The organism is Pseudomonas sp. (assembly GCF_030698175.1).
In the GTDB taxonomy this organism is placed as follows: domain Bacteria; phylum Pseudomonadota; class Gammaproteobacteria; order Pseudomonadales; family Pseudomonadaceae; genus Aquipseudomonas.
The window spans coordinates 87,195-109,750 of record NZ_JAUYNT010000020.1; the positions used below are offsets into that span (position 1 = coordinate 87,195).

Genomic DNA, 22,556 nt, shown 5'->3' on the forward strand with positions numbered 1-22,556 from the left:
ATGCTACTTTGGCATTTATAGCCATCAATGTTTGGGGCCCTATGCTCAGCCAAGTACGCGACCTCGATCTGCAACTGTTGCGCCTGTTCGTCTGCGTGGTGGAGTGCGGCGGTTTCAGTGCCGCGCAAGGTGAGCTGGGCATCGGCCAGTCGACCATCAGCACGCAGATGGCCAAGCTGGAAACCCGCCTCGGCTATCGCCTCTGTGAGCGCGGCAAGGCCGGGTTTCGGCTGACGCCCAAGGGCCAGCAGCTGTTGGCCGCGACCCGCAAGCTGTTCACCGCGCTTGAGATGTTCAAGGGTGAGGCCCAGGGCATGGCCGACAAACTGCTGGGCGAGCTGCGCATCGGTCTGTCCGAAGCCCTCGATGCGCAGGTGCGCGAATGCGTTGCCGAGGCCCTCGGGCAGTTTCGTCAGCGCAACCAGGCGGTGCAGATTGAGCTGCTCAGTGCCACACCTGCCGAGCTGGAGCGGCGCCTGTTGCAGGACCAGCTGCACCTGGCAATCGGCTATTTCTCGGGGCAACAAAATGCGCTGGATTACCAGCCGCTGTTCAGCGAAGAACAACGGCTTTACTGCGGCAAAACCCACCCGCTGTTCGGCCAGGCACAGCCCAGCCAGGCGCAGCTGGATGGCTGTGACGGTGTGGTGCATCCCTATCGCTGTATCAACGCCGCCGAACCTTTTCAGCCGGTTAACAGCAGCGCCAGCACCGAACATGTGGAGGGCAGCCTGACCTTTATTCTGTCCGGGGCGCACATTGGTTATCTGCCCCGTCACATAGCAGCACCTTGGCAGGCCCAAGGCTTGCTGCAACCGCTCGGCCCCGAAGCCTTGAGCTTCAGCGTGCAGTTTCACCTGGCCCATCACCGCGCGCGCCAACCGAGTGAGGCGCAGTTGGCGCTGGTTGCAGACCTGCACGGGGCCTTCGCTAGCCATAGTCACGACTAAGAGTACAGTGCTGCCTGGTTCGAAACGATAGGCTTTGGATGGTTGGTGCTGAATTTTGCGGGGCAATAAAAAACCCCACAAGGCTTGGCCATTGTGGGGTTTGGGTGTCCGTCACGAGTTGACGGGGTGGCGCATCAAACGTTGAAGCGGAAATGCATCACGTCGCCGTCTTTAACGATGTAGTCCTTGCCTTCCAGGCGCCATTTGCCGGCTTCTTTGGCACCGGCTTCACCCTTGAACTGGATAAAGTCGCTGTAGGCGATCACTTCGGCGCGGATAAAGCCTTTTTCGAAATCGGTGTGGATCACCCCGGCCGCTTGCGGGCCGGTGGCGCCAACGCGGACGGTCCAGGCGCGGACTTCTTCGACGCCGGCGGTGAAGTAGGTTTGCAGATGGAGCATTTCGTAGCCGGCGCGAATCACCCGGTTCAGACCTGGCTCTTCGAGGCCGAGGGCTTCGAGGAACATGTCTTTCTCTTCGCCATCGTCCAGCTCGGCGATTTCCGCTTCGATCTTGTTGCATACCGGCACCACAATCGCGCCTTCTGCGTCGGCGATGGCTTGCACCACATCCAGCAGCGGATTGTTTTCGAAGCCGTCTTCCGCAACGTTGGCGATGTACATGACCGGCTTGCTAGTCAGCAGGTGAAAGCCACGGATCAGGGCTTTTTCATCGGCGTTCATGTCCTTCATCAGGCTACGTGCTGGCTTGCCTTCGCTGAAGTGATTGATCAATTGCTCCAGCAGAACTTTCTGCGCGCCGGCGTCTTTGTCGCCACCTTTAGCGTTGCGGGTGACTTTTTGCAGTTGTTTCTCGCAGCTGTCGAGGTCGGCGAAGATCAGTTCGAGATCGATGATCTCGATGTCGCGCTTGGGGTCGACGCTATTGGAAACGTGAATCACGTTTTCGTCTTCGAAGCAGCGCACTACGTGGGCGATGGCGTCGGTCTCGCGGATGTTGGCGAGGAACTTGTTGCCCAGGCCTTCACCCTTGGAGGCGCCGGCCACTAAGCCGGCGATATCGACGAACTCCATGGTGGTCGGCAGGATGCGCTTAGGGTTAACGATGGCGGCCAGGGCGTCGAGGCGCGGGTCGGGCATTGGTACTATGCCGCTGTTCGGCTCGATGGTGCAGAACGGGAAGTTCTCTGCCGCGATACCGGATTTGGTCAGGGCGTTGAACAGAGTGGACTTGCCGACGTTGGGCAGGCCGACGATGCCGCAATTGAAACCCATGGTGTAATCCTCGCGCAGATGAATTCGGGCAAATAAAGAGGTTTAAGCCTTTTGGCTGTGCAACTTGTGCATCGCCTTACTCCAGTCGCCGGCGAGCATCTCGGGCAGCGCGGCGAGGGCATTGTCGATGCTGGCATCCAGTAAGTCTTGTTCGCTGCGCGGGGCGCGGCCGAGGACGAAGTTGGAAACCATGCTGCTGTGTCCGGGATGGCCGATGCCAAGCCGCAGCCGGTAAAAACTATTCTGATTGGCCAGCTGGGCGATGATGTCGCGCAAGCCGTTGTGGCCGCCGTGGCCGCCGCCCAGTTTGAGCTTGGCGACCCCGGGTAGCATGTCGAGTTCGTCGTGGGCCACCAAGATGGCCTCTGGCGGGATACGAAAGAAATTCGCCAGGGCGGCAACGGCTTGGCCGCTGCGATTCATAAAGGTGGTGGGGATCAGTAGACGAACATCGCGGCCTTGGTGGCTGAACTTACCCACCAGACCAAAATACTTACGGTCGCTGCTCAGGCTGACGCCTTGTTTGGCGGCGAGGCGCTCAACAAAAAGGGCTCCTGCGTTATGCCGAGTCTGTTCGTATTCAGCGCCCGGATTACCCAGGCCGACGATCAGTTGCACGGCGGTCACGACAGAAGCCCTTTTATGGAACGGCGAAAGAACGTTATTGGCTGGCTCAGTTGTGCAGGGAAAACCGGTGAAAAGTGCTGATTTACCATGTGTAAAATCCGCGTTCTACCCGTTTTCTCTGCGACTATCGATTGCCGGCAGATGGTTCTTTCGCCGCTCAAACGACGCTGCTATTACTCAGCGTCTTTAACTACGCGCGAAGCGTGGATGTTGGCAACTGGCAAGTCATTGCCGTGAGCCAAGGCAACCAGTTGCACGCCAGCTGGCAGAACCAGGTCAGACAAGTGCAGGATGGTGCCGATTTCAACTTTAGCCATGTCGACTTCGATGAACTCTGGCAAGTCGGTTGGCAGGCAAGAAACTTCAACTTCCACGGCAGTGTGGGAAACTTCGCCGCCTTGGGTCTTAACGCCAACCGAAGTCTCTTGGTTGGTGAAGTGCAACGGCACGTGGGCAGTCAGTTTCTGGCCAGCAACGACGCGAACGAAGTCAGCGTGCATGACGAACATTTTTACTGGGTGACGTTGCAGTGCTTTGATCAGCACGGTTTCAACGGCGCCATCAACGTTCAACGCGATAACGTGGCTGAAAGCGGCTTCGTTTTCGAGCAGCTTGGCAACGTCTTTAGCAACCAGGCTGATCGATTGAGCGCCTTTGTCGCCACCGTAGATTACGGCTGGAACTAGGCTGGCGAGACGACGTAGGCGGCGGCTCGCACCTTTCCCCAGGTCGGAACGCACTTGAGCATTCAGGGTAAATTCAGCAGTCATGGTGTTTCTCCAGTACAACAACAGCCCAAACAACAGTATCGCCTTGCAGAACCTGCGACCGGTGCTGAAGGCGATTGGGCAAAAAACCCCGCACTAGGCGGGGCGCATTTCGTTCGGCGCAGATTGAGCTAAGACGCTAGGTCTTAGCGGAACATCGCGCTGATCGATTCTTCATTGCTGATGCGGCGTACCGCCTCGGCAACGATTGGAGCGATATCCAGTTGACGGATACGGCTACAGGCTTGTGCAGCGGCTGAGAGTGGAATGGTGTTAGTCACCACCAACTCATCGAGCACGGAATTTTCAATGTTTTCGATCGCCCGACCCGACAGCACCGGGTGGGTGCAGTAGGCGATAACCTTGGAGGCACCATGGGCTTTTAGCGCTTTGGCGGCATGCCCGAGGGTGCCGGCGGTATCCACCATGTCGTCGACCAGTACACAGGTACGGCCTTCAACGTCGCCGATGATGTGCATGACTTCAACTTGGTTGGCCTTCGGCCGACGTTTGTCGATGATCGCCAGGTCAACGCCGAGAGTCTTGGCCACGGCACGGGCGCGCACTACGCCGCCAATGTCGGGGGAGACAATCATCAGGTTTTCGAAGCGTTGATCGACGATATCGTCCACCAGAATCGGCGAGCCGTAGATGTTATCTACCGGAATATCGAAGAACCCTTGGATCTGGTCAGCGTGCAGATCGACCGTGAGCACACGGTCGATGCCTACCACTGTCAGCATGTCAGCCACTACTTTTGCGGTAATAGCCACCCGGGCCGAACGCGGACGGCGATCTTGGCGGGCGTAACCGAAGTAGGGGATCACGGCAGTGATACGCGAGGCTGACGAGCGGCGGAAGGCATCAGCCATCACTACCAGTTCCATCAGGTTGTCGTTGGTTGGCGCACACGTCGGTTGAATAATGAAAACATCTTTACCGCGAACGTTTTCATTGATTTCGGCGCTGATCTCACCATCGGAAAATTTGCCTACTGAGGCATCACCGAGGGGGATATGCAGCTGACGTACGACACGCCGAGCGAGATCGGGGTTGGCATTCCCCGTAAAGACCATCATCTTGGACACGCACACTACCTGTCGGCTTAGGGTAACCGGGATGGGTACAAAATATGGCAGGGGCGGCTGGATTCGAACCAACGCATGGCAGGATCAAAACCTGCTGCCTTACCGCTTGGCGACGCCCCTATAACGCACAGCTTTTACCGCTACTTCTTGAGCAGTTCTTTGAGCTTGCGATGCAACATCGAAATGTTACGACCCTGGGCGACAAAGCACGGCAAAGTTGCTGGAAGTTGGCGGGCGACTTTATCAGCATCGTCCTGTTTTGGGAAGCTCCCAAACACACAAGCTCCAGTGCCGGTTAATCGAGTTGGAACAAATTTGTTCAACAAGATCAAAGCGTTATGTACTTCTGGATAACGCTTCTGGACCACCGGCTGACAGTCATTACGACTGCCCCCCTCAAGAAGGCTGCGAAGTTTATTGGCCGGGGTGTCGCGTGTCAACTGCGGGTCGGCGAAAACTTCCGCTGTGCTGACGCTAACCTGCGGAATTGCAACCAAAAACCACGGCTCGCTGAGTTCTACGGGGGTGAGAATCTCGCCAACCCCTTCGGCAAATGCCGCGTGACCACGGACGAATACCGGCACGTCGGCGCCCAGGCTTAAACCCAGGGTGGCGAGCTGGCCTTCGCTCCAGCCCAGTTGCCAGAGGTGGTTGAGGCCGAGCAAGGTGGTGGCCGCATCGGAACTGCCGCCACCCAAGCCGCCACCCATAGGCAGGCGCTTGCTCAGCCAAATATCGGCGCCTTGGCTGCAGTGGCTGGCCTGCTGCAATTGGCGGGCGGCGCGCACTATCAGGTTGCTGTCGTGGGCAACCTCGCTCAGCTCGCTGTGCAGCTGGATAACGCCGTCGGTGCGGGTGGCGAAAGTTAGCTCGTCGGCGTAGTCGAGAAACTGAAACAGGGTTTGCAGCTGGTGATAACCGTCGCTGCGCCGGCCAATAATGTGCAGCAGCAGATTCAGTTTGGCCGGGGCGGGCAGCGTCAGGCCGTGCGCCGGTGGCGTCAGTGGGCTGGCCTGCATATCACTGGCCGAACTGGCGTGGCTGCCAGTCCTTGATCACCAGGGTGATGTCGAGCTTGGCGCCGTGCAGTTTGATCCGCTCGGGCAGCCAGTAGCCGTTTTGTTCGACGTAGCTCAGGTATTCGACTTTCCAGTCATCTTGCTCAAGCATCGCCAGTCGGCTTTCGCTGCCCAGGGTCAGACGGCTCTTGCTATCGCTGGCGGGCACGCCGCGCACCCACCAAAACAGGTGGGAGATGGGCAGGTTCCAACCCAGCTGTTGCTGTAATAAGGCTTCGGCGGATTCGGCTTGAAAGCTGCCTTGGTTGGCGGCCTCCAGGCTGACTTTGCCGGGGCGGCCGGTCAGCCGTGCGGCGCCGCCACCCATGGGGCCGGCGAGACGAATATCGAAGTAGTCTTGGCGTTGCAGCCAGAACAAGGTGGCGCTGGCGCTTTCGATTTTGCCGTCGCGCTTTTCCGCGCGCAGACCCATTTTGCCGCTGATCTCCCAGCCATTGAGTTGGCTGACCTGGTCTTTATGCTTCTGCCAGAGGGCGGAGTCGCCCTGGCCGCTGAGGGTTTCGTGGGAGGTCAGGCCGGCGCAACCGCTCAGCAGGGCCAGGCAGCAGGCGGCAAGTAAAAGGCGAAAGGACATAATTTAAAGCGTCTCTGAGCCCGTTAAGCGCAGCACTGTGCTGCGGATGGCGGGGCTGTCGGGGGTGTTTTCCAGTGCTTGCGCCCACACTTCGCGGGCCTCGCGTTGTTTGCCATTGGCCCACAGCACCTCGCCCAGGTGGGCGGCCACTTCGGCGTCGGGAAAACGCTCCAGGGCTTGGCGCAATAAGGCTTCGGCCGCATCCAGCTGGCCTTGGCGATAATTGACCCAGCCTAGGCTGTCGAGCACGGCGGCATCTTCAGGATTGATCTGATGGGCTTGCTCAATCAGCTCGCGGGCTTCGGCGAAGCGGGTGGTGCGGTCGGCCAGGGTGTAGCCGAGGGCATTCAGGGCCATGGCGTTATTCGGTTCGCGCTTGAGGATAAAGCGCAGATCGGTTTCCAGCTGGCTCAGGTCGTTGCGTTTTTCCGCCAGCATGGCGCGGGTGTAGAGCAGGTTCAGATCATCTGGAAACAGCAGCAAGGCTTGCTGGATGGTCTGCCAGGCACGGGGGCTCTGGTCGTGATTGGTCAGTGCTTCGGTTTCGATCAGGTACAGCTGAATGGCGTAATCGGGCTGGCGCTCGCGGGCCTTGGCCAGGCGATTGCTCGCCTCTTCAACGCGCTTGCCGCTAAGCAGGATCTCGGTTTGTCGCAGCTGGGCGCCGAGGAAATCATTGCCTGGGCCGACCAGGTCGTATTCGATCAAGGCGCTTTCTGGGTCGTGGCGCTCTTCATAGACGCGGCCTAGATTAAAGTGTGCCGCTTCAAGGTGGCTGCCGCGGGCGATCAGTTCTTCCAGATAAACCTGTGCTTCTTGCCAGTCTTTACCCTCAAGGCAGACTAGGGCCAGGGAGAGGCGCAAATCGTCGTCATCGGGGAACTGTTGCACCAGGCTGGCAAACTCAACCCGCGCATCGTCCAGGCGCTCTTGCTCGACCAGCAGTCGTGCATAAGTCAGGCGCAGGCGCTTGTCGTCGGGGTGCAACTTTATGCCGTCTTCCAGTAATGGCAGGGCTTCGTCGCTGCGCTGTAACACTTGCAGGAAACGTACGCGCAGCAGCAGGGGCGGCACGTCTTCGCTGCTGGCGGGGTGCTCTTCCAGCAGCGCCAGGGCCGCCTCGGTTTTGCCGTCTTGTTGCAGTAACAGGGCTTTGCCGAACAGTAATTGACTGTTCTCTGGGTGTTTGAGCAATAAACGATCGAAGCTTTGCAGTAAGCCGGTGCGGGTTTGCTGATCGGTTTCCGCCGCCGACAGGGCGAGGAAGTCGAAATTGGTATCGCCCTGGGCCTGCAGGACTTTTTCCATGTGCTGCATCGACTGTTCATAGCGCCCGGCATGGGCCAGTTGAATGGCCGCAGCGCGTTGAGCGTCGAGATTGTTCGGGGCGTTTTTGGCCCAGATCAGCGAGCTCTCTTGCGCGGCTTGATCGGCACCGAGGTATTCGGCAATCCGAAAGGCGCGCTCGGCAACGCCGGCGTCTTGGGTGAGCTTGGCTTGTGCCAGGTAGCCGTCCAGCGCCAGGTCATAGCGATTGCGCTGCCCGGCCAGCTCGGCGGTCAGCAAGGCAAGCAGACTCTGCTCGCTGAACGAGCCGTACACCAGGGGTGTGCTCGGCGGCGCTGGAGTCTCGGCGACAGGCGGATTGCTTGGGCTGTTTTGCGGCTTAAGTGTTTGGCAACCGCTAATAAAGGCCAGAGCGATTAACCAGGTAAAAGTTTTTTTCATGTGCGCAAGGTTCGACTTGTCGGCTGTCTGGGCATCATGACACAAGCCGCCGGGCAAGCCCAAGGGCCCGGCCGCTATCTATAGCAGGGCGCGCTTAACTCGCGGGGGAGGTTGTTCTATAGCGGGTGCTTGAGGTGACAACGGGCGAGGCAGCTGAGATCTATCGCTATCTGTAGTTGTGTGCGTGGAGGTTGTTCTATGACTGATGAAGTAGGACAATCGGCCGTTTTCCGACACTGTCAGCGACTCTGCATGGCCTTCCTTGCTCTGGGTATCAACCATAAAACCGCCTCGGTGGCTGTCCGCGAGCGCGTGGCATTTAGCCCTGAGCGCTTGGTTGGGGCGCTGCAACAACTCTGTCAGCACACCTGCAGTCGTGAGGCGGCGATTCTCTCGACCTGCAACCGCAGTGAGCTGTACCTCGAACAAGACGACCTGGATGCCGAGCAGATCCTGCTCTGGTTGGCCGATTACCACGGTTTAGAGATAGCCGAGCTGCGCGCCTGCGCCTATGTGCATGCCGATGAGCAAGCCGTGCGGCACATGATGCGAGTGGCCAGCGGGCTGGACTCGATGGTGCTCGGCGAGCCGCAAATCTTCGGCCAGTTAAAATCCGCCTACGCCGTGGCGCGTGAGGCCGGCACCGTCGGCCCCTTGCTCGGACGCTTGTTTCAAGCCACCTTCAGCACCGCCAAGCAAGTGCGCACCGATACCGCGATTGGCGAAAACCCTGTGTCGGTGGCCTTTGCCGCCGTTAGCCTGGCCAAACAGATTTTCAGCGACTTGAACCGCAGTCAGGCCTTGTTGATTGGCGCCGGCGAGACCATCAGCCTGGTCGCCCGCCATCTGCACGACCAAGGCATCAAGCGCATCGTGGTCGCCAATCGCACCCTGGAACGTGCCAGCCAGCTGGCCGAGCAGTTCGGCGCCCATGCGGTGCTGCTCTCGGAAATTCCCAATGAGCTGGTCAATAGCGACATCGTCATCAGCTCCACCGCCAGCCAGTTGCCGATTCTTGGTAAAGGTGCGGTCGAGCGCGCGCTCAAATTGCGCAAGCACAAACCGATCTTTATGGTCGATATCGCCGTGCCGCGCGATATCGAACCCGAGGTGGGCGAACTCGACGACATCTACCTGTACAGCGTCGATGACCTGCACGAGGTAATCGCCGAAAACTTGAAAAGCCGCCAGGGCGCAGCGCAAGCCGCCGAAGAACTGGTGGCGCTCGGCGCCGAAGACTTTATGCAGCGCCTGCGCGCACTGGCCGCCGTCGATGTGCTCAAGGCTTATCGCCAGCAAGCCGAACGTCTGCGCGACGAGGAATTGACCAAGGCCCTGCGCCTGCTCGCCAACGGTTGCGCCGCCGATGAAGCCTTGGCGCAACTGGCCCGTGGCCTGACCAACAAATTGCTGCATGCGCCCAGCGTGCAACTGAAAAAACTCTCCGCCGCCGGCCGCTTCGATGCCCTGGCCATGGCTCAAGAACTTTTTGCTCTCGATGAGAGTCCGGACAAGCAAAGCCAATGAAAGCTTCACTGCTAAACAAACTCGACGCCCTGCAGGATCGCTTCGAGGAACTTACTGCCCAGCTTGGCGATGCCGAGGTAATCAGCAATCAGCCGCAGTTTCGCGCCTATTCCAAGGAGTACGCCGAGGTAGAGCCGGTCATTCAGGCCTACCGTCAGGTGCTTAAGGTGCAGGGCGATCTGGAAGGCGCCCAGGCGCTGCTCAAAGACAGCGACCCGGACATGCGCGAGATGGCCGTCGAAGAAGTCGCCTCGGCCAAAGAGCAGTTGGTCGAGCTGGAAGCCAACTTGCAGCGCATGTTGCTGCCGCGCGACCCGAATGACGGCCGCAACGTGTTTCTCGAAGTGCGCGCCGGCACCGGCGGCGACGAGGCGGCGATTTTTTCCGGCGATTTGTTTCGCATGTACTCGCGCTATGCCGAGAAGCAGGGCTGGCGGGTCGAGATCCTGTCCGAGAGCCTCGGCGAACATGGCGGCTATAAAGAGGTGATCGCCCGGGTCGAGGGCGACAACGTCTACGGCAAGCTCAAGTTTGAATCCGGCGCGCACCGCGTGCAGCGGGTGCCCGAGACCGAATCCCAGGGCCGCATTCACACCTCCGCCTGCACCGTGGCGGTGCTGCCCGAGCCCGATGAACAGCTGGCGATCGAGATCAATCCGGCTGATTTACGCGTCGACACCTACCGCTCCTCCGGCGCCGGTGGTCAGCACGTGAACACCACGGATTCGGCGATTCGCATCACCCACATTCCCACCGGCACCGTGGTTGAGTGTCAGGAAGAGCGCTCGCAACACAAGAACCGCGCCCGCGCCATGTCCTGGCTGTCGGCCAAGTTGCAAGACCAGCAAGACGCCGCCGCCCACAAGGAAATCTCCGACAGCCGCAAATTGCTGGTGGGCTCAGGCGACCGTTCCGAGCGCATTCGCACCTATAACTTCGCCCAAGGGCGGGTCACCGATCACCGTATCAACCTGACGCTGTATTGCCTGGCCGATGTGTTGGGCGGCGGTGTCGAGGCGGTGATCACCCCGTTGCTGGCCGAATACCAGGCCGATCAATTAGCCGCCTTGGGTGACTAAACTAATAACATGCCAAGCATCGCCGAGCTGCTGCAGCACGCCGAGCTGGTCGATTCGCCGCCGTGGGTAACTAAGATGGCCAGCATCGCCGAGCTGCTGCAACACGCCGAACTGGCCGACTCGCCCAGCGCCCAGCTGGACGCCGAGCTGCTATTGGCCGCGGCGCTGGGCAAGCCCCGCAGCTACCTGCGCACCTGGCCCGAGCGTGAGGTGGCGGCGGATTGCGCCGCCGTCTTTGCCGCCCATCTCGCGCGGCGCCGTAATGGCGAGCCTATCGCCTATATCCTCGGCCGTCAGGGCTTTTGGAGCCTGGACTTGGACGTCGCCAGCCACACATTGATTCCGCGCCCCGACACCGAGTTACTGGTGGAGACGGCGCTGGCTTTGTTGCCGGCCAACCCCGTCGCCGTGCTCGATCTGGGCACCGGCACCGGTGCCATCGCCCTGGCGCTGGCCTGCGAGCGCCCGGCCTGGCAAGTCACCGGCGTTGACCGGGTGGTTGAGGCGGTGGCGCTGGCCGAAGTCAATCGTGCGCGCCTGCAACTGGGCAATGCCCGCTTTCTGGCCAGCCACTGGTTTGCGGCCTTGGCCGGCCAGCGCTTTCAGCTGATTGTCAGTAACCCGCCCTATATCGCCGCCGGCGATCCGCACCTGAGTCAGGGCGACCTGCGTTTCGAGCCGAGCAGCGCGCTGGTGGCCGGCGTCGATGGGCTGGACGATATTCGCCTGATCATCCAGCACGCCCCGCAGCACCTGAATGCCGGGGGCTGGCTGCTGCTGGAGCACGGTTTCGAGCAAGCCGAGGCGGTGCGCGAATTACTCAGCACCCAAGGTTTTATGGCAGTGGAAAGCCGTCTCGATCTGGGCGGTCATCAACGAATTTCCCTCGGGCAGTGGTCACTATGAGTCTGCAACTCAACGATGAAGAACTGCTGCGTTACAGCCGGCAGATTCTGCTGGCTCAGGTGGATATCGCCGGCCAGCTCAAGCTGAAAAACAGCCGCGTGCTAATCGTCGGTCTCGGTGGTCTCGGCTCGCCGGTGGCCCTGTATCTGGCCGCCGCCGGCGTGGGTGAGCTGCATCTGGCGGATTTCGATAAGGTCGATCTGACCAACCTGCAACGGCAAATCGCCCACGACAGCCAGAGCATCGGCAAGCTCAAGGTCGAGTCGGCGGCCGCGCGTTTGCGGGCGATCAATCCGGCCATCGGCCTCAAGCTATATCCCGCCGGTCTGGACGCCGACTCGCTGGATGCTGCCGTGGCTGGCGTCGATCTGGTGCTCGACTGCTCGGACAACTTCAGTACCCGCGAGGCGGTTAATGCCGCCTGCGTGGCGGCAGTTAAACCCCTGGTCAGCGGCGCGGCGATTCGCCTGGAAGGCCAGCTCGCGGTGTTCGACCCGCGCCGGGCGGATAGCCCCTGCTACCACTGCCTGTACGGCCATGGCAGCGAGGCCGAGCTGACCTGCAGCGAAGCCGGCGTACTTGGCCCCTTGGTGGGTTTGGTCGGCAGCCTGCAAGCCTTGGAAGCGCTGAAGTTGCTGGCTGAGTTTGGCGAGCCGCTGGTGGGCCGTTTGCTGCTGATCGACGGTTTCGGCAGTCGTTTTCGCGAGCTTAAGGTCAAGCGTGATCCGGCTTGCAGCGTTTGTGGCGTGACTGATGGCCAGTGATGGGCCGATTGCAAAGCTGAGCCGCGAAGCGCCAATCGGTGTTTTCGATTCGGGTGTCGGCGGTCTGTCGGTGCTGGGGGAAATTCGCGCCCTGTTGCCCCAGGAGTCCTTGCTCTATGTGGCCGACAGCGGTCATGTGCCCTACGGCGAGAAAAGTCCGGAATTTATCCGTGAGCGCAGCCAGCGGATTGCCGAATTCCTGCTCGGGCAGGGCGCAAAGGCCTTGGTGCTGGCCTGTAATACCGCCACCGCGGCGGCCATCAGCGAACTGCGCGGACGCTACCCGCAACTGCCGCTCATCGGCATGGAGCCTGCGGTCAAACCCGCCGCCGCCGCCACCCAGAGCGGCGTGGTCGGCGTGCTGGCCACCACCGGCACGCTGAAAAGCGCCAAGTTCGCCGCCTTGCTTGATCGCTTCGCCAGTGATGTGCGGGTTATCACCCAGCCCTGTCCGGGCTTGGTCGAGCAGATCGAAGCCGGTGAGCTGGACGCTGAGGCCACCCGCGCGCTGCTCTGGGGTTTTGTCCAGCCACTGCTGGCCGAGGGCTGCGACACGCTGATTCTCGGCTGCACCCATTACCCTTTTATCAAGCCACTGCTGCGGCAACTGCTGCCGGCGTCGGTCAGTCTGATCGACACCGGCGCCGCCGTGGCGCGGCAGTTACAGCGGGTCTTGGCCGAGCAGCAGTTGCTCGCGCCAGGCCCGGCGCGACCCACGCAGTTTTGGTCGAGTGCCAACTGCCAGCAACTGGAGCAGGTATTGCCGCTGCTCTGGGGGCCGGCAACAGTGGTTAAGCCGCTGAATGACTGAGTCGAGATTTGCAGAGACGGCTTTCGCATGGCGAATACATTTCTATACTTCAGGCATCTGCCAATCGTTGAATCTAAAAAACCAAAAAAGGACGTTGCCATGCACAAAGTCTTCACCTTGCTCGCAATTGCGGGCTTTTCGTTGGGCGTGACTACAGGCGCGCAAGCGGCTGATGTGGCGTTCTCGGTGGGTTCCACCAATGATTCGACCATGACCTATCGCCTGGGACTGCAGTGCGATTTTGGCCGTAACTTCACCGAAAGCAGCAGCGGTCGCCTGACCGGTTATTGGGACACGGCCTACACCTATTGGCAGGGCGATAAAACCGCCAGCAACCACAGCCTGTCGCTGACCCCGGTATTCGTTTATGAGTTCGCCGGCGAGACGGTCAAGCCCTATGTCGAAGCCGGGATTGGCGTGGCGCTGTTCTCGGACACCGAACTGGAAGACCAAGACCTCGGCTCTTCCTTTCAGTTTGAAGACCGCCTGGGCGTTGGCCTGCGCTTCAACGGCCAGGAGATCGGCCTGCGCGCCATTCACTATTCCAATGCCGGCCTGAGCAGCCCCAATGACGGCGTCGAAAGCTACAACCTGCACTACGCCATGGCCTTTTGAGGTCGTAGTCGCAACAGCAAAAAGCCGGGTTTCGTTCCCGGCTTTTTGTTGTCTGTATAGCTGTTAGCTGTTGCAGGGGCGTAGCCTTTATAGCCCTGATTGTTGTACTGCCTGCACTGGCCAATCGCGGATAAATCCGCTCCTACAGGGGGCGTCTATAGAGTCAGTGCAGGTGCAGGGCTTGTTGTAGGAGCGGTTTTTTGTAACAAAGGCTCCCGCGAAGAAAACTCGTAGGATGGGTTAGCCGCGCAGCGGCGTAACCCATCAGTAACACCGAAGCATCTAAAAACGCCTGCATGGGTATCGCTACGCTCAACCCATCCTACCTGCTGCGATTTAACCGATGCGACTCAATCCAGCAGTCTTAACTGCTCGACCCAGATCAATTCGCAGGCCCCGGCGCCGGTGTCGTCGCGGCTCAGGGAGCTGCTCCAGCTATAACCATCTTTGCCATCGACGCGCACCAACTGGCCGCTGAGCTGAATGCGCTGGCCACTGGTTACCCGCGCCAGGGTGTCCGCCACCAGCGAGTTGGCCGGGATCATATGCATATTGGCGCTGTGGGTTTCGATCTCGCGGCGCGGGATCGGGAACTCATCGACCTGCCAGCGATACCAGCGGTTGCTTTGGCTGATGCGGATTTTATCCAGCACCTGTGGTTCTGCCATTGGCCCCCAGCCTAGGGCCAAGTCGGTTGGCGAAATCGCGGCGCCACGGTCGAAGTGATAATCCTCGCGGCCTAGCACCCGCGCCTCCAGGCTAAATGCCTCAAGCGGGGTGATGCGGTAGTCGGCCAGTTGCAGGCTGCCGTCGGTGCTGGTCAGCGGCAGCGGCGCGGGGCCCTGCAATATGGCGCGGCCGAGCCACAGCACGGCAATCAGCGCTAGGGCGTAAATCAGGCGTTGCAAGGTCATACGAGGTCACTCAGCGATAAATAGTCGCCAGCCCTTGGCGTTCTTCCAGGCACTCGGGGGAGGCCATCTCGAACTCGCGACACACCCAGGGGCGGTTTTCGTAGATGGTGCAGAGCATGCTGTCGCGGTCCAGGGCTACGCACCAGCCGTCGTCGAGGCGCAGCATGACTTCGCCGCCCCATTCGTCGATATCGATATAGCGCTTGGGCACGCCGGTGTCGCTCAGTAGTATCACTTCCAGCTGGCAGCAGCAGGCCGCACAGTTGGAGCAGGTGACCGCGGGTTGCGGCTCGACGCTGGCGAGGGGAATAAGCTCGGGGTCATTTTTCATCGGCGCAGTTTAAGCCAGCCGAACGCTTTGGTGTTGCTCTGCCGACCAGCGCTGGCCGGCCGGACGTTACGGCCGAAGTGCGTCAGTCTGCTGTTGCAGACCTTGGCAAACCCTTGAACGCCGCCAGGGCGCGCAGGCGGCTCTGGCTCAGATCAACCATGGGCGGTGGATAATCGATGCTGCCGAACAAATCGCCAGCTGCATGACGTGAGGCCGTCGGATTGTGGATGTCTTTGTTGTTCAGCCCGGCCAGCTCCGGCAGCCAGTGACGGATAAAGCGCCCATGGGGGTCGAATTTTGCCGACTGGCTGATGGGGTTGAAAATCCGAAAGTACGGCGCCGAATCGGTGCCGGTCGATGCACTCCATTGCCAGCCACCGTTGTTGGCGGCCAGGTCGCCGTCGATCAAATGGCGCATAAAAAAGCGCTCGCCCTCGCGCCAGTCGATCAGCAGATTCTTGGTTAAGAACATCGCCACTATCATCCGCAAACGGTTGTGCATCCAGCCGGTGGCTAAGAGTTGGCGCATGGCCGCGTCGATAATCGGGATGCCGCTGCGGCCCTGTTGCCAGGCCGCCAGTTCGGCGGGCGCATCGCGCCAGGGCAGGGCTTCGGTGCCTTGGCGAAAGGCGCGGCCCATGGACACCCGTGGGTAGCCGACCAGAATGTGCTTATAGAACTCGCGCCAGAGCAGTTCGTTGATCCAGCACACGACGCCTGGGTTGCCGCTATCGAACTCACCCTGATTGCTCGCCAGCGCCGCGTGCAGGCACTGGCGCGGCGACAACACTCCGGCCGCGAGGTAAGCCGATAATTGGCTGGTGCCGGGGACGGCGGGCAAGTCGCGTTGTTGTTCGTAGCGCTGCATTTGTTCGTCGGCAAAGGCCGTCAGCCGCCGCGCGGCCTCGACCTCGCCGGCGGGCCAGAGATGCTGCAGGCTGGTGCTTGGGTTCGCAAATCCCGCCACTTGATTGGGTATGGGATCACTCGAAATAGGCAGCGACACTTGCGCCACAGGCAGCGGCCAGCAGCGGGGCAGGGCGATTTGCAGGCGCCGGTAGCAGACTTTGCGAAACTGGCTGAACACCTGAAAGTAGCTGCCCGACTGTGTCAGCAGGCTGCCGGGCTGGAACAGCAGCTGATCCAGATGCCGGGTAAAGGCGATGCCCTGTGGCTCCAGCAGGCGCGCGCAGGCGGCGTCGCGACGGCTTTCGTGCTCTCCGTATTCATCGTTGATTTGCACCTGGCCAATTTCATGCTGGCGACAGAGTTGCAGCAGTGCCTCGGGCGCCTCGCGCCAGTCATCGACCTGACGAATCAGCAGCGGCACATTCAGCTTGGCCAGTTCGCCTTGCAGCTCCCGCAGGTTGCGCAGCCAGAAGTCGACCTTGGCCGGCGCGTCGTTGTGTTCCAGCCATTGCCCGGGGCTGAGCAGGTACACCGCCAGCGTCGGGCCGGCGGCCATGGCCGCGCTCAGGGCGCTGTTGTCGCGCACGCGCAGATCGCTGCGAAACCAGATCAGTTGGCGCATACAGGTTCCCTTGCCAGGTGCCGCGCGCTCACAGGGCGTTACGCAAACTGAGGTTTTCCGGATGCGGCTGCAGGTAAACCTGGCGGGCAATGTAGGCATCCGGGTGATGACGCAAGTGATGCTTGAGCAGGGTCAGTGGCACCACCAGCGGCACTATGCCGTTGCGGTATTGCTCAATCAGTTGGCTGACTTCTTGTTTGTCGGCACCGCTCAGGGCTTTTTTCAGGTAGCCACACAGGTGCTGCAGCACATTGCTGTGGGTGCGCCGGGTGGCGCATTTTTTCAGCGCTTGCATCAGCTGGCTGAAATAGCGCGGCGCCAACTCGGCCAAGTCGTACTGGCTTAAATTGCCCAGCAGCTGCCCGAGGGCCTGGTACTGCACCGGGTCGGTGGCCATCAGCTGGTATTTATAGCGCGAGTGAAAATCCAGAATGCTCTGCCGGGTCAGGCCGCTGTGTAGCAATTGCTGCCAGCGCGCATAGGCATACACGCGGGTGAGAAAATTCTCGCGCAGCACGGCATCGTTGAGGCGGCCGTCTTCTTCCACGGGCAAATCCGGATGGCGGGCGCAAAAGGCCTGGGCAAAAATCCCGCGTCCGCCGCCCGTGGTGGGCATGCCGTTGGCCTGGTAAACCTTGACCCGCTCAAGCCCACAAGAGGGTGATTGCTGCATAAAAATGTAGCCGCAGATGCCCTGCAATTCAGTGGCCATACGCTCGCCATAAGCGGCCAGAGCGTCGGTGACATCCATCTCGCGCTTAACCGTGCCGATAGCCCGTGGCGCTTGCGGCTCGCCAACCAAACGAATCGGCGCACGGGGCGTGCTCAAGCCAATGCCGACTTCCGGACACACCGGCACAAACTGAAAGTGCTCACTCAACACCCGACTGCACAGCTGCGACTGCTTATGCCCACCGTTAAAACGCACCTGCGCGCCCAGCAGGCAGGCACTGATGCCGAGTTTGAGCGGTTCGGTTGCTGAGCTGGAAACAGTCATGGCGCACCTCTGCACGGGATGGCGAGCGAAGGGATATCCGCTGCGACCTTGAGCGGATAGTAGGCATAAAATTGTACGTTAACAACTTATTTGTATAAGTATTGTATGGTTTGTTGAGGTTGGTAGCGGTGTTGCTGGGCAGTGCTGGCGCCGTTGTGAGCAAGGGTGGCGCTGTTGTGGCGCAGTTGATTAAACCGCGCCACAACTGCGCCATGAATTGGCGCAGTATCAGACAACTGCGCCAATCACCGCTGGATGCTTGGCGGGTGATCTGCCCGTGCGCCTGCTTTAACCTTGATGAAAGGTTGCCAAGGCGGCATGGTGAAACCTCGTGGATGAGTCTGGAGTGCCTTATGAGGACCGCCATCAAACTGGACAGTGCGCTGGTTGAAATTGCGCATATTTATGCGCAGGCCACGCATCGCGCCACTCCGAAACAGATTGAACACTGGGCCACGCTGGGGCGGATTGCCGAACAAAACCCGGATTTGCCCTATGACTTTATCCTTGGCTTATTGCAGGCCCGCGCCCAAGTGAAGGTGGGCGACGCCAGCGAGTACAGCTTTGGGTAAGGGTATTCAGGCCAACGAATTTGCCTGCGTGGTGAAAAAACTGCCCAAGCAGCAGAAGTTAGAGCTGTACGAGGCGGTCAAGGCCAGCATGGCTGACCCCTTGCTGGGCGAGGCCAAGGTGGCTGATTTGGCCGGTGTGCGTGTGTACAAATTCAAGCTGAATAAACAACTCGCACTGCTGGGCTGCGAGTACGACGGCGAGGCCGTGACCCTGTACCTGTTGAAGCCCGGCAGCCATGAAAACTTCTATCGCGATCTGAAAAACGGACCGTAGGGTGGAAAACCGCGAAGCGTTTTCCACCGGTTAGTCTGTTCGGTATGGTCATTGACCGGCTCAAGCGACTGAGATGATGGGCGGTTGTCGGCCAAAAGCGGCCATCCGGTGCTTATGAAACTAGGGGCGATTCAATGCTTTGACGATAGAGCCAGGCCTGAGCCTGAAATAGCTAATTCGATATTTCCTTATCGCACGCCGTTCTATGCGCAGGGCTGCTCTTGATGCCGAATTTGCATGAAGGAAAGGAATGGTCTATAGCCTTATGGCTATTTGCCATGAAAGGCATAACCAAGGAGGTGGTATGAAAAAATATTTACCAGTCTGTTTTAGCCTGATGCTTCTCATAATAACCCAGCCCGCGTTTGCTTGGGGGAAGGAGCCGATCAATATAAGTTTTGATCTTTCGGCCCCGGTGCCGGCAGGGGAAGACAAGTATCAGGTAATAGCCATAAACACATATGCCATGCAAGCATTCTGCGTGGATAGTTTTAAGAACTCGGTAGCGCGCAGCTTGATTGGTCAAAACAAGAAAGCTTCACTTTTAGTCACTTTGGATAAAATTCCAGTTCTAAATATGAGCTATGACGACAAAACCAGTAAGTGCACACTTCATGAGTTTCGTGAAAAAAGTTTAAACGGCCAATTGCTGGCTGGAGCAGCTAAGCCGGCTCATCAACTAAGCCTTATTTATGTGTCAGAAGAAAAAATTGATGGGGTTAATAACTTAATCAGCGTTGCAAAGACAATCCTCGGGAGCGAAGCAAATCTTCTCAGCGCACCTGTCACGGATGCTGTGCTGCCGTTCTTAGTTAATGCATACGAGCAAGCAGCTAGGTCAGGCCTTGATTATGTAGTCGATTTTGATATCCCAGGTGTTCAAAATCACGAAAGCAAGGCAATCCTGAAAGGGACGATTGGTGATAAAGCTCCTTGGACATTACTTTCCTTTCAGAGTCTCACAAAAGATTCTGTCCTAGATGGCTTAGGATATAGCCTCATAATGGGCAAGACTATTAGTGGGGGCAAGACCCCTAATAAGGTGCTTGGCGAGCGGAGAGCTTCTGAAGGTGGGGCTTACAAGGCGGGTAGCTTGCCTACGATTTCAAGAGAGTGTGAGCTTCTGGGTGACACATATGGAGAGAACCTTAACCAGCATGACTTACAGAGGCTTCTTGAATCGTATCTCTTAACAAATCACAGGAAGTATTTAACTTTAGGGATGGTTGAGGGCTGCTTAGAACAGCCCATACCATCTCCTACCAAGCAGTTGACATTTAAAATTTTAGCCGACGAGGTCGTTGATCAGTTAAGTGAGTACGACACCTTCTTCCTGAGAAGTCTTTTTAACGGGCGTGCAGATAAGGTTCTCATGGCTAATACGAAGTTTACTGATAAGAGTCGTGAGCTTGGCGTGTCTACTGTGTCTGAATACATTGCACTGAGTTCGTCAATGCCGCTTTGTCATACATTCATGACGTACAACGAGGCTGCTTTTGTTCAGGTTATAAATTCAAAGCCTTATTATGTTTATGTTGCTGTTGATCGACTTTATAAACCTGGCGAGTTGACAGGGGATGAAGGCTCAAGAATTGAAAGCATAACTATTTCAAAAGATCAAGATAGTCTCTACGATGAGAGGGATGGTGTGAGTCGATGTTTGAATTCTGAATTACAAAAGACTCGACTCGCGAACATGTAAATTAGTGACGGATGTGCTGGGCCTGTGATTTTAAAAGCGCAGGCTCAGGTTGCTAGTTCTTGTGGGGCTGACTACATACAAGGAGGCTACTGTGCGCGTATTTATTTAGGCATTATTTATTTCCCCCATTAGTTCGGGCGCAATGGCTAGTAACGAGTAAGACGATTTTGATCTGGAGCCACCATCGACAGCTGTTAAGTTGTTGCGCTCCCATCTGGAGTGGAAATAAAACATGATGACTACTTCTTTTCTGGCGATACAGGCGGAGCCATAAAGGGGAGTCACATAGATGTGTTTTGCGAAACCAAATCTAAGAATTGCCTACCAGGAATTATTCGTGGAGATGGAGGAAAAAATGAATTTGAAGCCCGCGTGGTATCAGATCCTAACGTCGTGGAATTCTTGCTTAACAAACACAGACCATCTGCTCAGCATTAAGGCCGGCCTCTCTAGGTAAAGTTAGCTTTTGGCCGGTTCCGGCCTTTCGTGACCGGCAGCTATGGGTCGGTAGCTGCCCTTCAGTGAAATAGGCCAAATAACAACCGGTAGGAAATGCTTCGCGGTTTTTCACCCTCCGCCATCACCCCGCCCGCCAGCGTTAACACCAATCCGTCTTTATTCCGCGCCCAGCGGGGCAAGCAGCGCCCGCAGTTCATCTTCGCCGAGTTGTAGTTGGCCGAGTCCGCCGCTGTCGAGCAGGCCGCTGGCGAGGCGGGCTTTGCTGTGTTGCAGTTGCTGGGTTTTCTCTTCCAGGCTGCCATGGGCGATGAGTTTTTAGACGAACACCGGTTTGTCCTGGCCGATGCGGTAGGCGCGGTCGCTGGTTTGGGCTTCGGTGGCGGCGAGTTAATGGGGTGAGTCTGGAGTGCCTTATGAGTCCCCCCATTACCTCAACTAGCAGCTCGCTGATAACGCAGCAGGTGCAGCTCCCGCAGCTTCTCTAGGTAGCTTGATGGTCAGCGCAATCAGGACCATAGCTACCATGCCAATGGCGGCATAAATGCCGGAGAAGCTTGCGCTCTGGCTGGCCAAGAGTCCTGCGCCGTAGTTGCCGAGCATTCCGCCGGTGCCTTGCATCACGTTGGCAATGCCAAAGATGGCCACGGCCGTGGCGGTTGAGGATGCCAGCTTGGAAACGTACGCAGGAATCAGCCCGAAGATGGGATAGAAGGCGCTAGAGAACAGCACGGCGGCTATCACCGGCCAATATCCCGATGGCTGCACCACGAGGATCAGGGCGGCTAGCGCCACACAGGCATACACCAGCAGCATCGCGGGGCGCAGCCCGATCCGGTCCGACAGCCAGCCGACAGCGAGCCCGGCGAACATTCCCACGAAGCCGATGGTCGCCCAGATTTGCGCGGTGTAAGCCACCCCCAAACCGAGTTCGATACGCAGGTAGGCTGAGAGGTAGTTTTGAAACGGGAAGGTTGCGAAGCCGATCAAGAAGTTCATGGACCAGACCATGAACACCCAGGGTTTCATCAGCTCAGTCTTCAGGTTTGCTGGTTGCAACTGCGCTGTGCAGCCCTCGACTGTCGTGGGCTCTGCGGCTGCAGACGGCGCCTTGCTGAGCAAGCCGCCACGCTTGAATACCCACAAGACTACGACGGCTATACCTAGCGCGATAATCCCCACCAGCCACCATACGGTCCGCCACTCCCCCTGGGGCGCGTAGATGGGAACCAGCAGGCTGTTGATGAACACCCCATAGCTTGTCCCACTCGATACGAGCCCCATCGCCATCCCACGGTAGCGGTACGCGACCACCCTCGATATGACCTCGACCATAGGCACAAAGACAGTCGCGGCGGTGCCTGCCAGCACGGTCAATAACGCCCCTATCACGAGGATATTGTTCGACAGTGGCATGAGCAGCAGTGCTATTGCGCAGACAATTCCCGAAGCCAATATCACCCAGCCGCCGCCCACCTTCGGGGTCAGCCAGGCCGCCAGGAGCGCGCATAGCAGAAAGCCCAGTTGCCCCGCAGCGGTGATGGCGCCCACATAAGCAAAGCTGAAGCCAAGGGAGGCCTGCATATCGGGTACGAGCTGAGCGAAGAGGTAAATCCCGAAGCCGTAAGTCGCCGCGACAAGACTGGTTAACAACACTACAACAGCAGCGTTCAAGCGCATGGCAGGCACTCTATTGAAGGTTGAAATTCGCCGCCTCTGGCCAGGATGGAGACCCAGCACGGCCTCGATTCGGCTGGCACTGCGCGGATCAAGCTACGCGTCGAACGGTTGATCTTTTGCGATAAAATCCGCGTATCGGCTCAACTTAAAAACACCGCCTGCAGCCGTTAATGGCTATCCCCGTGGGATTGATCAATCGCGCTGGCGCTGCGTTTAACCACGGCGCAAACCTGGCGTGCATAAGCTCAGCTGCGCGCTAACTATACGGACCGACAAACCTAGCCCATCAATAAAAACATCCCCTACATGCCTGAATACGACATGGGCTGCGCCAATTCACTCTTCAGGG

At 58.7% G+C, this 22,556-nt stretch carries 23 protein-coding genes, 1 tRNA gene and 1 pseudogene; 11 read left to right on the top strand and 14 right to left on the bottom strand.

The window, feature by feature from the left end; all coding sequences use genetic code 11:
* The first annotated feature begins 41 nt into the window (after positions 1–41).
* Entirely contained in the window at positions 42–950 is a 909-nt protein-coding gene (locus Q8R10_RS10300) for a LysR family transcriptional regulator (protein WP_305653458.1), read from the top strand.
* A gap of 134 nt (positions 951–1,084) precedes the next feature.
* Here Q8R10_RS10300 and ychF read toward each other — a convergent pair whose 3' ends face one another.
* The 8 genes from ychF to Q8R10_RS10340 form a co-directional block, all read right to left on the bottom strand.
* Positions 1,085–2,185, bottom strand: coding sequence for a redox-regulated ATPase YchF (gene ychF / locus Q8R10_RS10305; RefSeq protein WP_305653460.1), 1,101 nt, complete (start codon positions 2,183–2,185; stop codon positions 1,085–1,087).
* Between the two features lie 42 nt (positions 2,186–2,227).
* A complete protein-coding gene (gene pth, locus Q8R10_RS10310) occupies positions 2,228–2,812 on the bottom strand; it encodes an aminoacyl-tRNA hydrolase (RefSeq protein ID WP_305653462.1) in 585 nt (194 codons plus the stop codon).
* A gap of 173 nt (positions 2,813–2,985) precedes the next feature.
* Positions 2,986–3,582: a 50S ribosomal protein L25/general stress protein Ctc gene (locus Q8R10_RS10315; RefSeq protein ID WP_305653464.1), complete on the bottom strand. Its 597-nt coding sequence runs from the start codon at positions 3,580–3,582 to the stop codon at positions 2,986–2,988.
* A 143-nt stretch (positions 3,583–3,725) separates the two neighbouring features.
* A complete protein-coding gene (locus Q8R10_RS10320) occupies positions 3,726–4,667 on the bottom strand; it encodes a ribose-phosphate pyrophosphokinase (protein WP_305653466.1) in 942 nt (313 codons plus the stop codon).
* Between the two features lie 45 nt (positions 4,668–4,712).
* A tRNA-Gln gene (locus Q8R10_RS10325) sits at positions 4,713–4,787 on the bottom strand.
* 20 nt (positions 4,788–4,807) lie between these two features.
* A complete protein-coding gene (gene ispE, locus Q8R10_RS10330; protein ID WP_305653467.1) occupies positions 4,808–5,686 on the bottom strand; it encodes a 4-(cytidine 5'-diphospho)-2-C-methyl-D-erythritol kinase in 879 nt (292 codons plus the stop codon).
* 1 nt (position 5,687) lies between these two features.
* Positions 5,688–6,320 (bottom strand): lipoprotein insertase outer membrane protein LolB, encoded by a 633-nt coding sequence (gene lolB / locus Q8R10_RS10335; protein WP_305653469.1) that lies wholly within the window; start codon positions 6,318–6,320, stop codon positions 5,688–5,690.
* Positions 6,321–6,323: 3 nt separating this feature from the next.
* On the bottom strand, positions 6,324–8,048 hold the full coding sequence (locus Q8R10_RS10340) for a tetratricopeptide repeat protein (protein WP_305653471.1): 1,725 nt from the start codon (positions 8,046–8,048) through the stop codon (positions 6,324–6,326).
* A gap of 252 nt (positions 8,049–8,300) precedes the next feature.
* Here Q8R10_RS10340 and hemA point away from each other — a divergent pair, with 252 nt between their 5' ends.
* The 6 genes from hemA (at position 8,301) to Q8R10_RS10370 (ending at position 13,750) form a co-directional block, all read left to right on the top strand.
* On the top strand, positions 8,301–9,575 hold the full coding sequence (hemA, locus tag Q8R10_RS10345) for a glutamyl-tRNA reductase (protein WP_305653633.1): 1,275 nt from the start codon (positions 8,301–8,303) through the stop codon (positions 9,573–9,575).
* Positions 9,572–10,654, top strand: a complete 1,083-nt coding sequence (gene prfA, locus Q8R10_RS10350; protein ID WP_305653473.1) for a peptide chain release factor 1 — start codon at positions 9,572–9,574, stop codon at positions 10,652–10,654. Before hemA ends, prfA begins: the two co-directional genes overlap by 4 nt.
* Before the next feature lie 75 nt (positions 10,655–10,729).
* Entirely contained in the window at positions 10,730–11,560 is an 831-nt protein-coding gene (gene prmC / locus Q8R10_RS10355; RefSeq protein ID WP_305653635.1) for a peptide chain release factor N(5)-glutamine methyltransferase, read from the top strand.
* Positions 11,557–12,324: a molybdopterin-synthase adenylyltransferase MoeB gene (locus Q8R10_RS10360; protein ID WP_305653475.1), complete on the top strand. Its 768-nt coding sequence runs from the start codon at positions 11,557–11,559 to the stop codon at positions 12,322–12,324. The genes prmC and Q8R10_RS10360 overlap by 4 nt, the downstream gene beginning before the upstream one ends.
* On the top strand, positions 12,314–13,135 hold the full coding sequence (gene murI, locus Q8R10_RS10365) for a glutamate racemase (RefSeq protein WP_305653477.1): 822 nt from the start codon (positions 12,314–12,316) through the stop codon (positions 13,133–13,135). The genes Q8R10_RS10360 and murI overlap by 11 nt, the downstream gene beginning before the upstream one ends.
* A 99-nt stretch (positions 13,136–13,234) precedes the next feature.
* Positions 13,235–13,750 carry an acyloxyacyl hydrolase gene (locus tag Q8R10_RS10370; protein WP_305653479.1) on the top strand — a complete coding sequence of 172 codons (516 nt, stop codon included), beginning with the start codon at positions 13,235–13,237 and terminating at the stop codon, positions 13,748–13,750.
* A 350-nt stretch (positions 13,751–14,100) separates the two neighbouring features.
* On the opposite strand, the gene Q8R10_RS10375 is transcribed toward Q8R10_RS10370, so the two are convergent.
* From Q8R10_RS10375 to Q8R10_RS10390, 4 genes are all read right to left on the bottom strand, one after another.
* On the bottom strand, positions 14,101–14,664 hold the full coding sequence (locus Q8R10_RS10375) for a hypothetical protein (RefSeq protein WP_305653481.1): 564 nt from the start codon (positions 14,662–14,664) through the stop codon (positions 14,101–14,103).
* A 10-nt stretch (positions 14,665–14,674) separates the two neighbouring features.
* The gene (locus Q8R10_RS10380; RefSeq protein ID WP_305653483.1) at positions 14,675–14,995 is read right to left on the bottom strand and encodes a YkgJ family cysteine cluster protein; all 321 of its coding nucleotides are present in this window, start codon (positions 14,993–14,995) and stop codon (positions 14,675–14,677) included.
* An 82-nt stretch (positions 14,996–15,077) separates the two neighbouring features.
* Complete coding sequence (gene phrB, locus Q8R10_RS10385) at positions 15,078–16,526, bottom strand: deoxyribodipyrimidine photo-lyase (protein ID WP_305653485.1); 1,449 nt, start codon at positions 16,524–16,526, stop codon at positions 15,078–15,080.
* Positions 16,527–16,554: 28 nt separating this feature from the next.
* Positions 16,555–17,523, bottom strand: coding sequence for a DUF523 and DUF1722 domain-containing protein (locus Q8R10_RS10390; RefSeq protein WP_305653487.1), 969 nt, complete (start codon positions 17,521–17,523; stop codon positions 16,555–16,557).
* 353 nt (positions 17,524–17,876) lie between these two features.
* On the opposite strand from Q8R10_RS10390, the gene Q8R10_RS10395 reads away from it, so the two are divergent.
* From Q8R10_RS10395 to Q8R10_RS20845, 4 genes are all read left to right on the top strand, one after another.
* Positions 17,877–18,095, top strand: a complete 219-nt coding sequence (locus tag Q8R10_RS10395) for a hypothetical protein (protein ID WP_305653489.1) — start codon at positions 17,877–17,879, stop codon at positions 18,093–18,095.
* Positions 18,088–18,369: a type II toxin-antitoxin system RelE/ParE family toxin gene (locus tag Q8R10_RS10400; protein WP_305653491.1), complete on the top strand. Its 282-nt coding sequence runs from the start codon at positions 18,088–18,090 to the stop codon at positions 18,367–18,369. Before Q8R10_RS10395 ends, Q8R10_RS10400 begins: the two co-directional genes overlap by 8 nt.
* A gap of 304 nt (positions 18,370–18,673) precedes the next feature.
* A complete protein-coding gene (locus tag Q8R10_RS10405; RefSeq protein WP_305653493.1) occupies positions 18,674–20,071 on the top strand; it encodes a hypothetical protein in 1,398 nt (465 codons plus the stop codon).
* 219 nt (positions 20,072–20,290) lie between these two features.
* Entirely contained in the window at positions 20,291–20,509 is a 219-nt protein-coding gene (locus Q8R10_RS20845) for a 3D domain-containing protein (RefSeq protein WP_371133316.1), read from the top strand.
* 177 nt (positions 20,510–20,686) lie between these two features.
* On the opposite strand, the pseudogene Q8R10_RS10410 reads toward Q8R10_RS20845, so the two are convergent.
* Positions 20,687–20,911 (bottom strand): annotated as a pseudogene (locus tag Q8R10_RS10410) (helicase); the annotation flags it as partial.
* Between the two features lie 54 nt (positions 20,912–20,965).
* Entirely contained in the window at positions 20,966–22,207 is a 1,242-nt protein-coding gene (locus Q8R10_RS10415; RefSeq protein WP_305653494.1) for a nitrate/nitrite transporter, read from the bottom strand.
* Positions 22,208–22,556: the final 349 nt, after the last annotated feature.

Bases quoted from the DNA above. Each gene is read 5' to 3' on its own strand.
- Q8R10_RS10315 (WP_305653464.1), bottom strand. From the start codon at position 3,582: ATGACTGCTGAATTTACCCTGAATGCTCAAGTGCGTTCCGACCTGGGG.
- ychF (WP_305653460.1), bottom strand. From the start codon at position 2,185: ATGGGTTTCAATTGCGGCATCGTCGGCCTGCCCAACGTCGGCAAGTCC.
- prfA (WP_305653473.1), top strand. From the start codon at position 9,572: ATGAAAGCTTCACTGCTAAACAAACTCGACGCCCTGCAGGATCGCTTC.
- prmC (WP_305653635.1), top strand. From the start codon at position 10,730: ATGGCCAGCATCGCCGAGCTGCTGCAACACGCCGAACTGGCCGACTCG.
- Q8R10_RS10360 (WP_305653475.1), top strand. From the start codon at position 11,557: ATGAGTCTGCAACTCAACGATGAAGAACTGCTGCGTTACAGCCGGCAG.
- hemA (WP_305653633.1), top strand. From the start codon at position 8,301: ATGGCCTTCCTTGCTCTGGGTATCAACCATAAAACCGCCTCGGTGGCT.
- Q8R10_RS10415 (WP_305653494.1), bottom strand. From the start codon at position 22,207: ATGCGCTTGAACGCTGCTGTTGTAGTGTTGTTAACCAGTCTTGTCGCG.
- Q8R10_RS10380 (WP_305653483.1), bottom strand. From the start codon at position 14,995: ATGAAAAATGACCCCGAGCTTATTCCCCTCGCCAGCGTCGAGCCGCAA.
- Q8R10_RS10390 (WP_305653487.1), bottom strand. From the start codon at position 17,523: ATGACTGTTTCCAGCTCAGCAACCGAACCGCTCAAACTCGGCATCAGT.
- Q8R10_RS10340 (WP_305653471.1), bottom strand. From the start codon at position 8,048: ATGAAAAAAACTTTTACCTGGTTAATCGCTCTGGCCTTTATTAGCGGT.
- Q8R10_RS10405 (WP_305653493.1), top strand. From the start codon at position 18,674: ATGAAAAAATATTTACCAGTCTGTTTTAGCCTGATGCTTCTCATAATA.
- Q8R10_RS10395 (WP_305653489.1), top strand. From the start codon at position 17,877: ATGAGGACCGCCATCAAACTGGACAGTGCGCTGGTTGAAATTGCGCAT.
- Q8R10_RS10370 (WP_305653479.1), top strand. From the start codon at position 13,235: ATGCACAAAGTCTTCACCTTGCTCGCAATTGCGGGCTTTTCGTTGGGC.
- Q8R10_RS10375 (WP_305653481.1), bottom strand. From the start codon at position 14,664: ATGACCTTGCAACGCCTGATTTACGCCCTAGCGCTGATTGCCGTGCTG.
- murI (WP_305653477.1), top strand. From the start codon at position 12,314: ATGGCCAGTGATGGGCCGATTGCAAAGCTGAGCCGCGAAGCGCCAATC.
- phrB (WP_305653485.1), bottom strand. From the start codon at position 16,526: ATGCGCCAACTGATCTGGTTTCGCAGCGATCTGCGCGTGCGCGACAAC.
- lolB (WP_305653469.1), bottom strand. From the start codon at position 6,320: ATGTCCTTTCGCCTTTTACTTGCCGCCTGCTGCCTGGCCCTGCTGAGC.
- Q8R10_RS10300 (WP_305653458.1), top strand. From the start codon at position 42: ATGCTCAGCCAAGTACGCGACCTCGATCTGCAACTGTTGCGCCTGTTC.
- ispE (WP_305653467.1), bottom strand. From the start codon at position 5,686: ATGCAGGCCAGCCCACTGACGCCACCGGCGCACGGCCTGACGCTGCCC.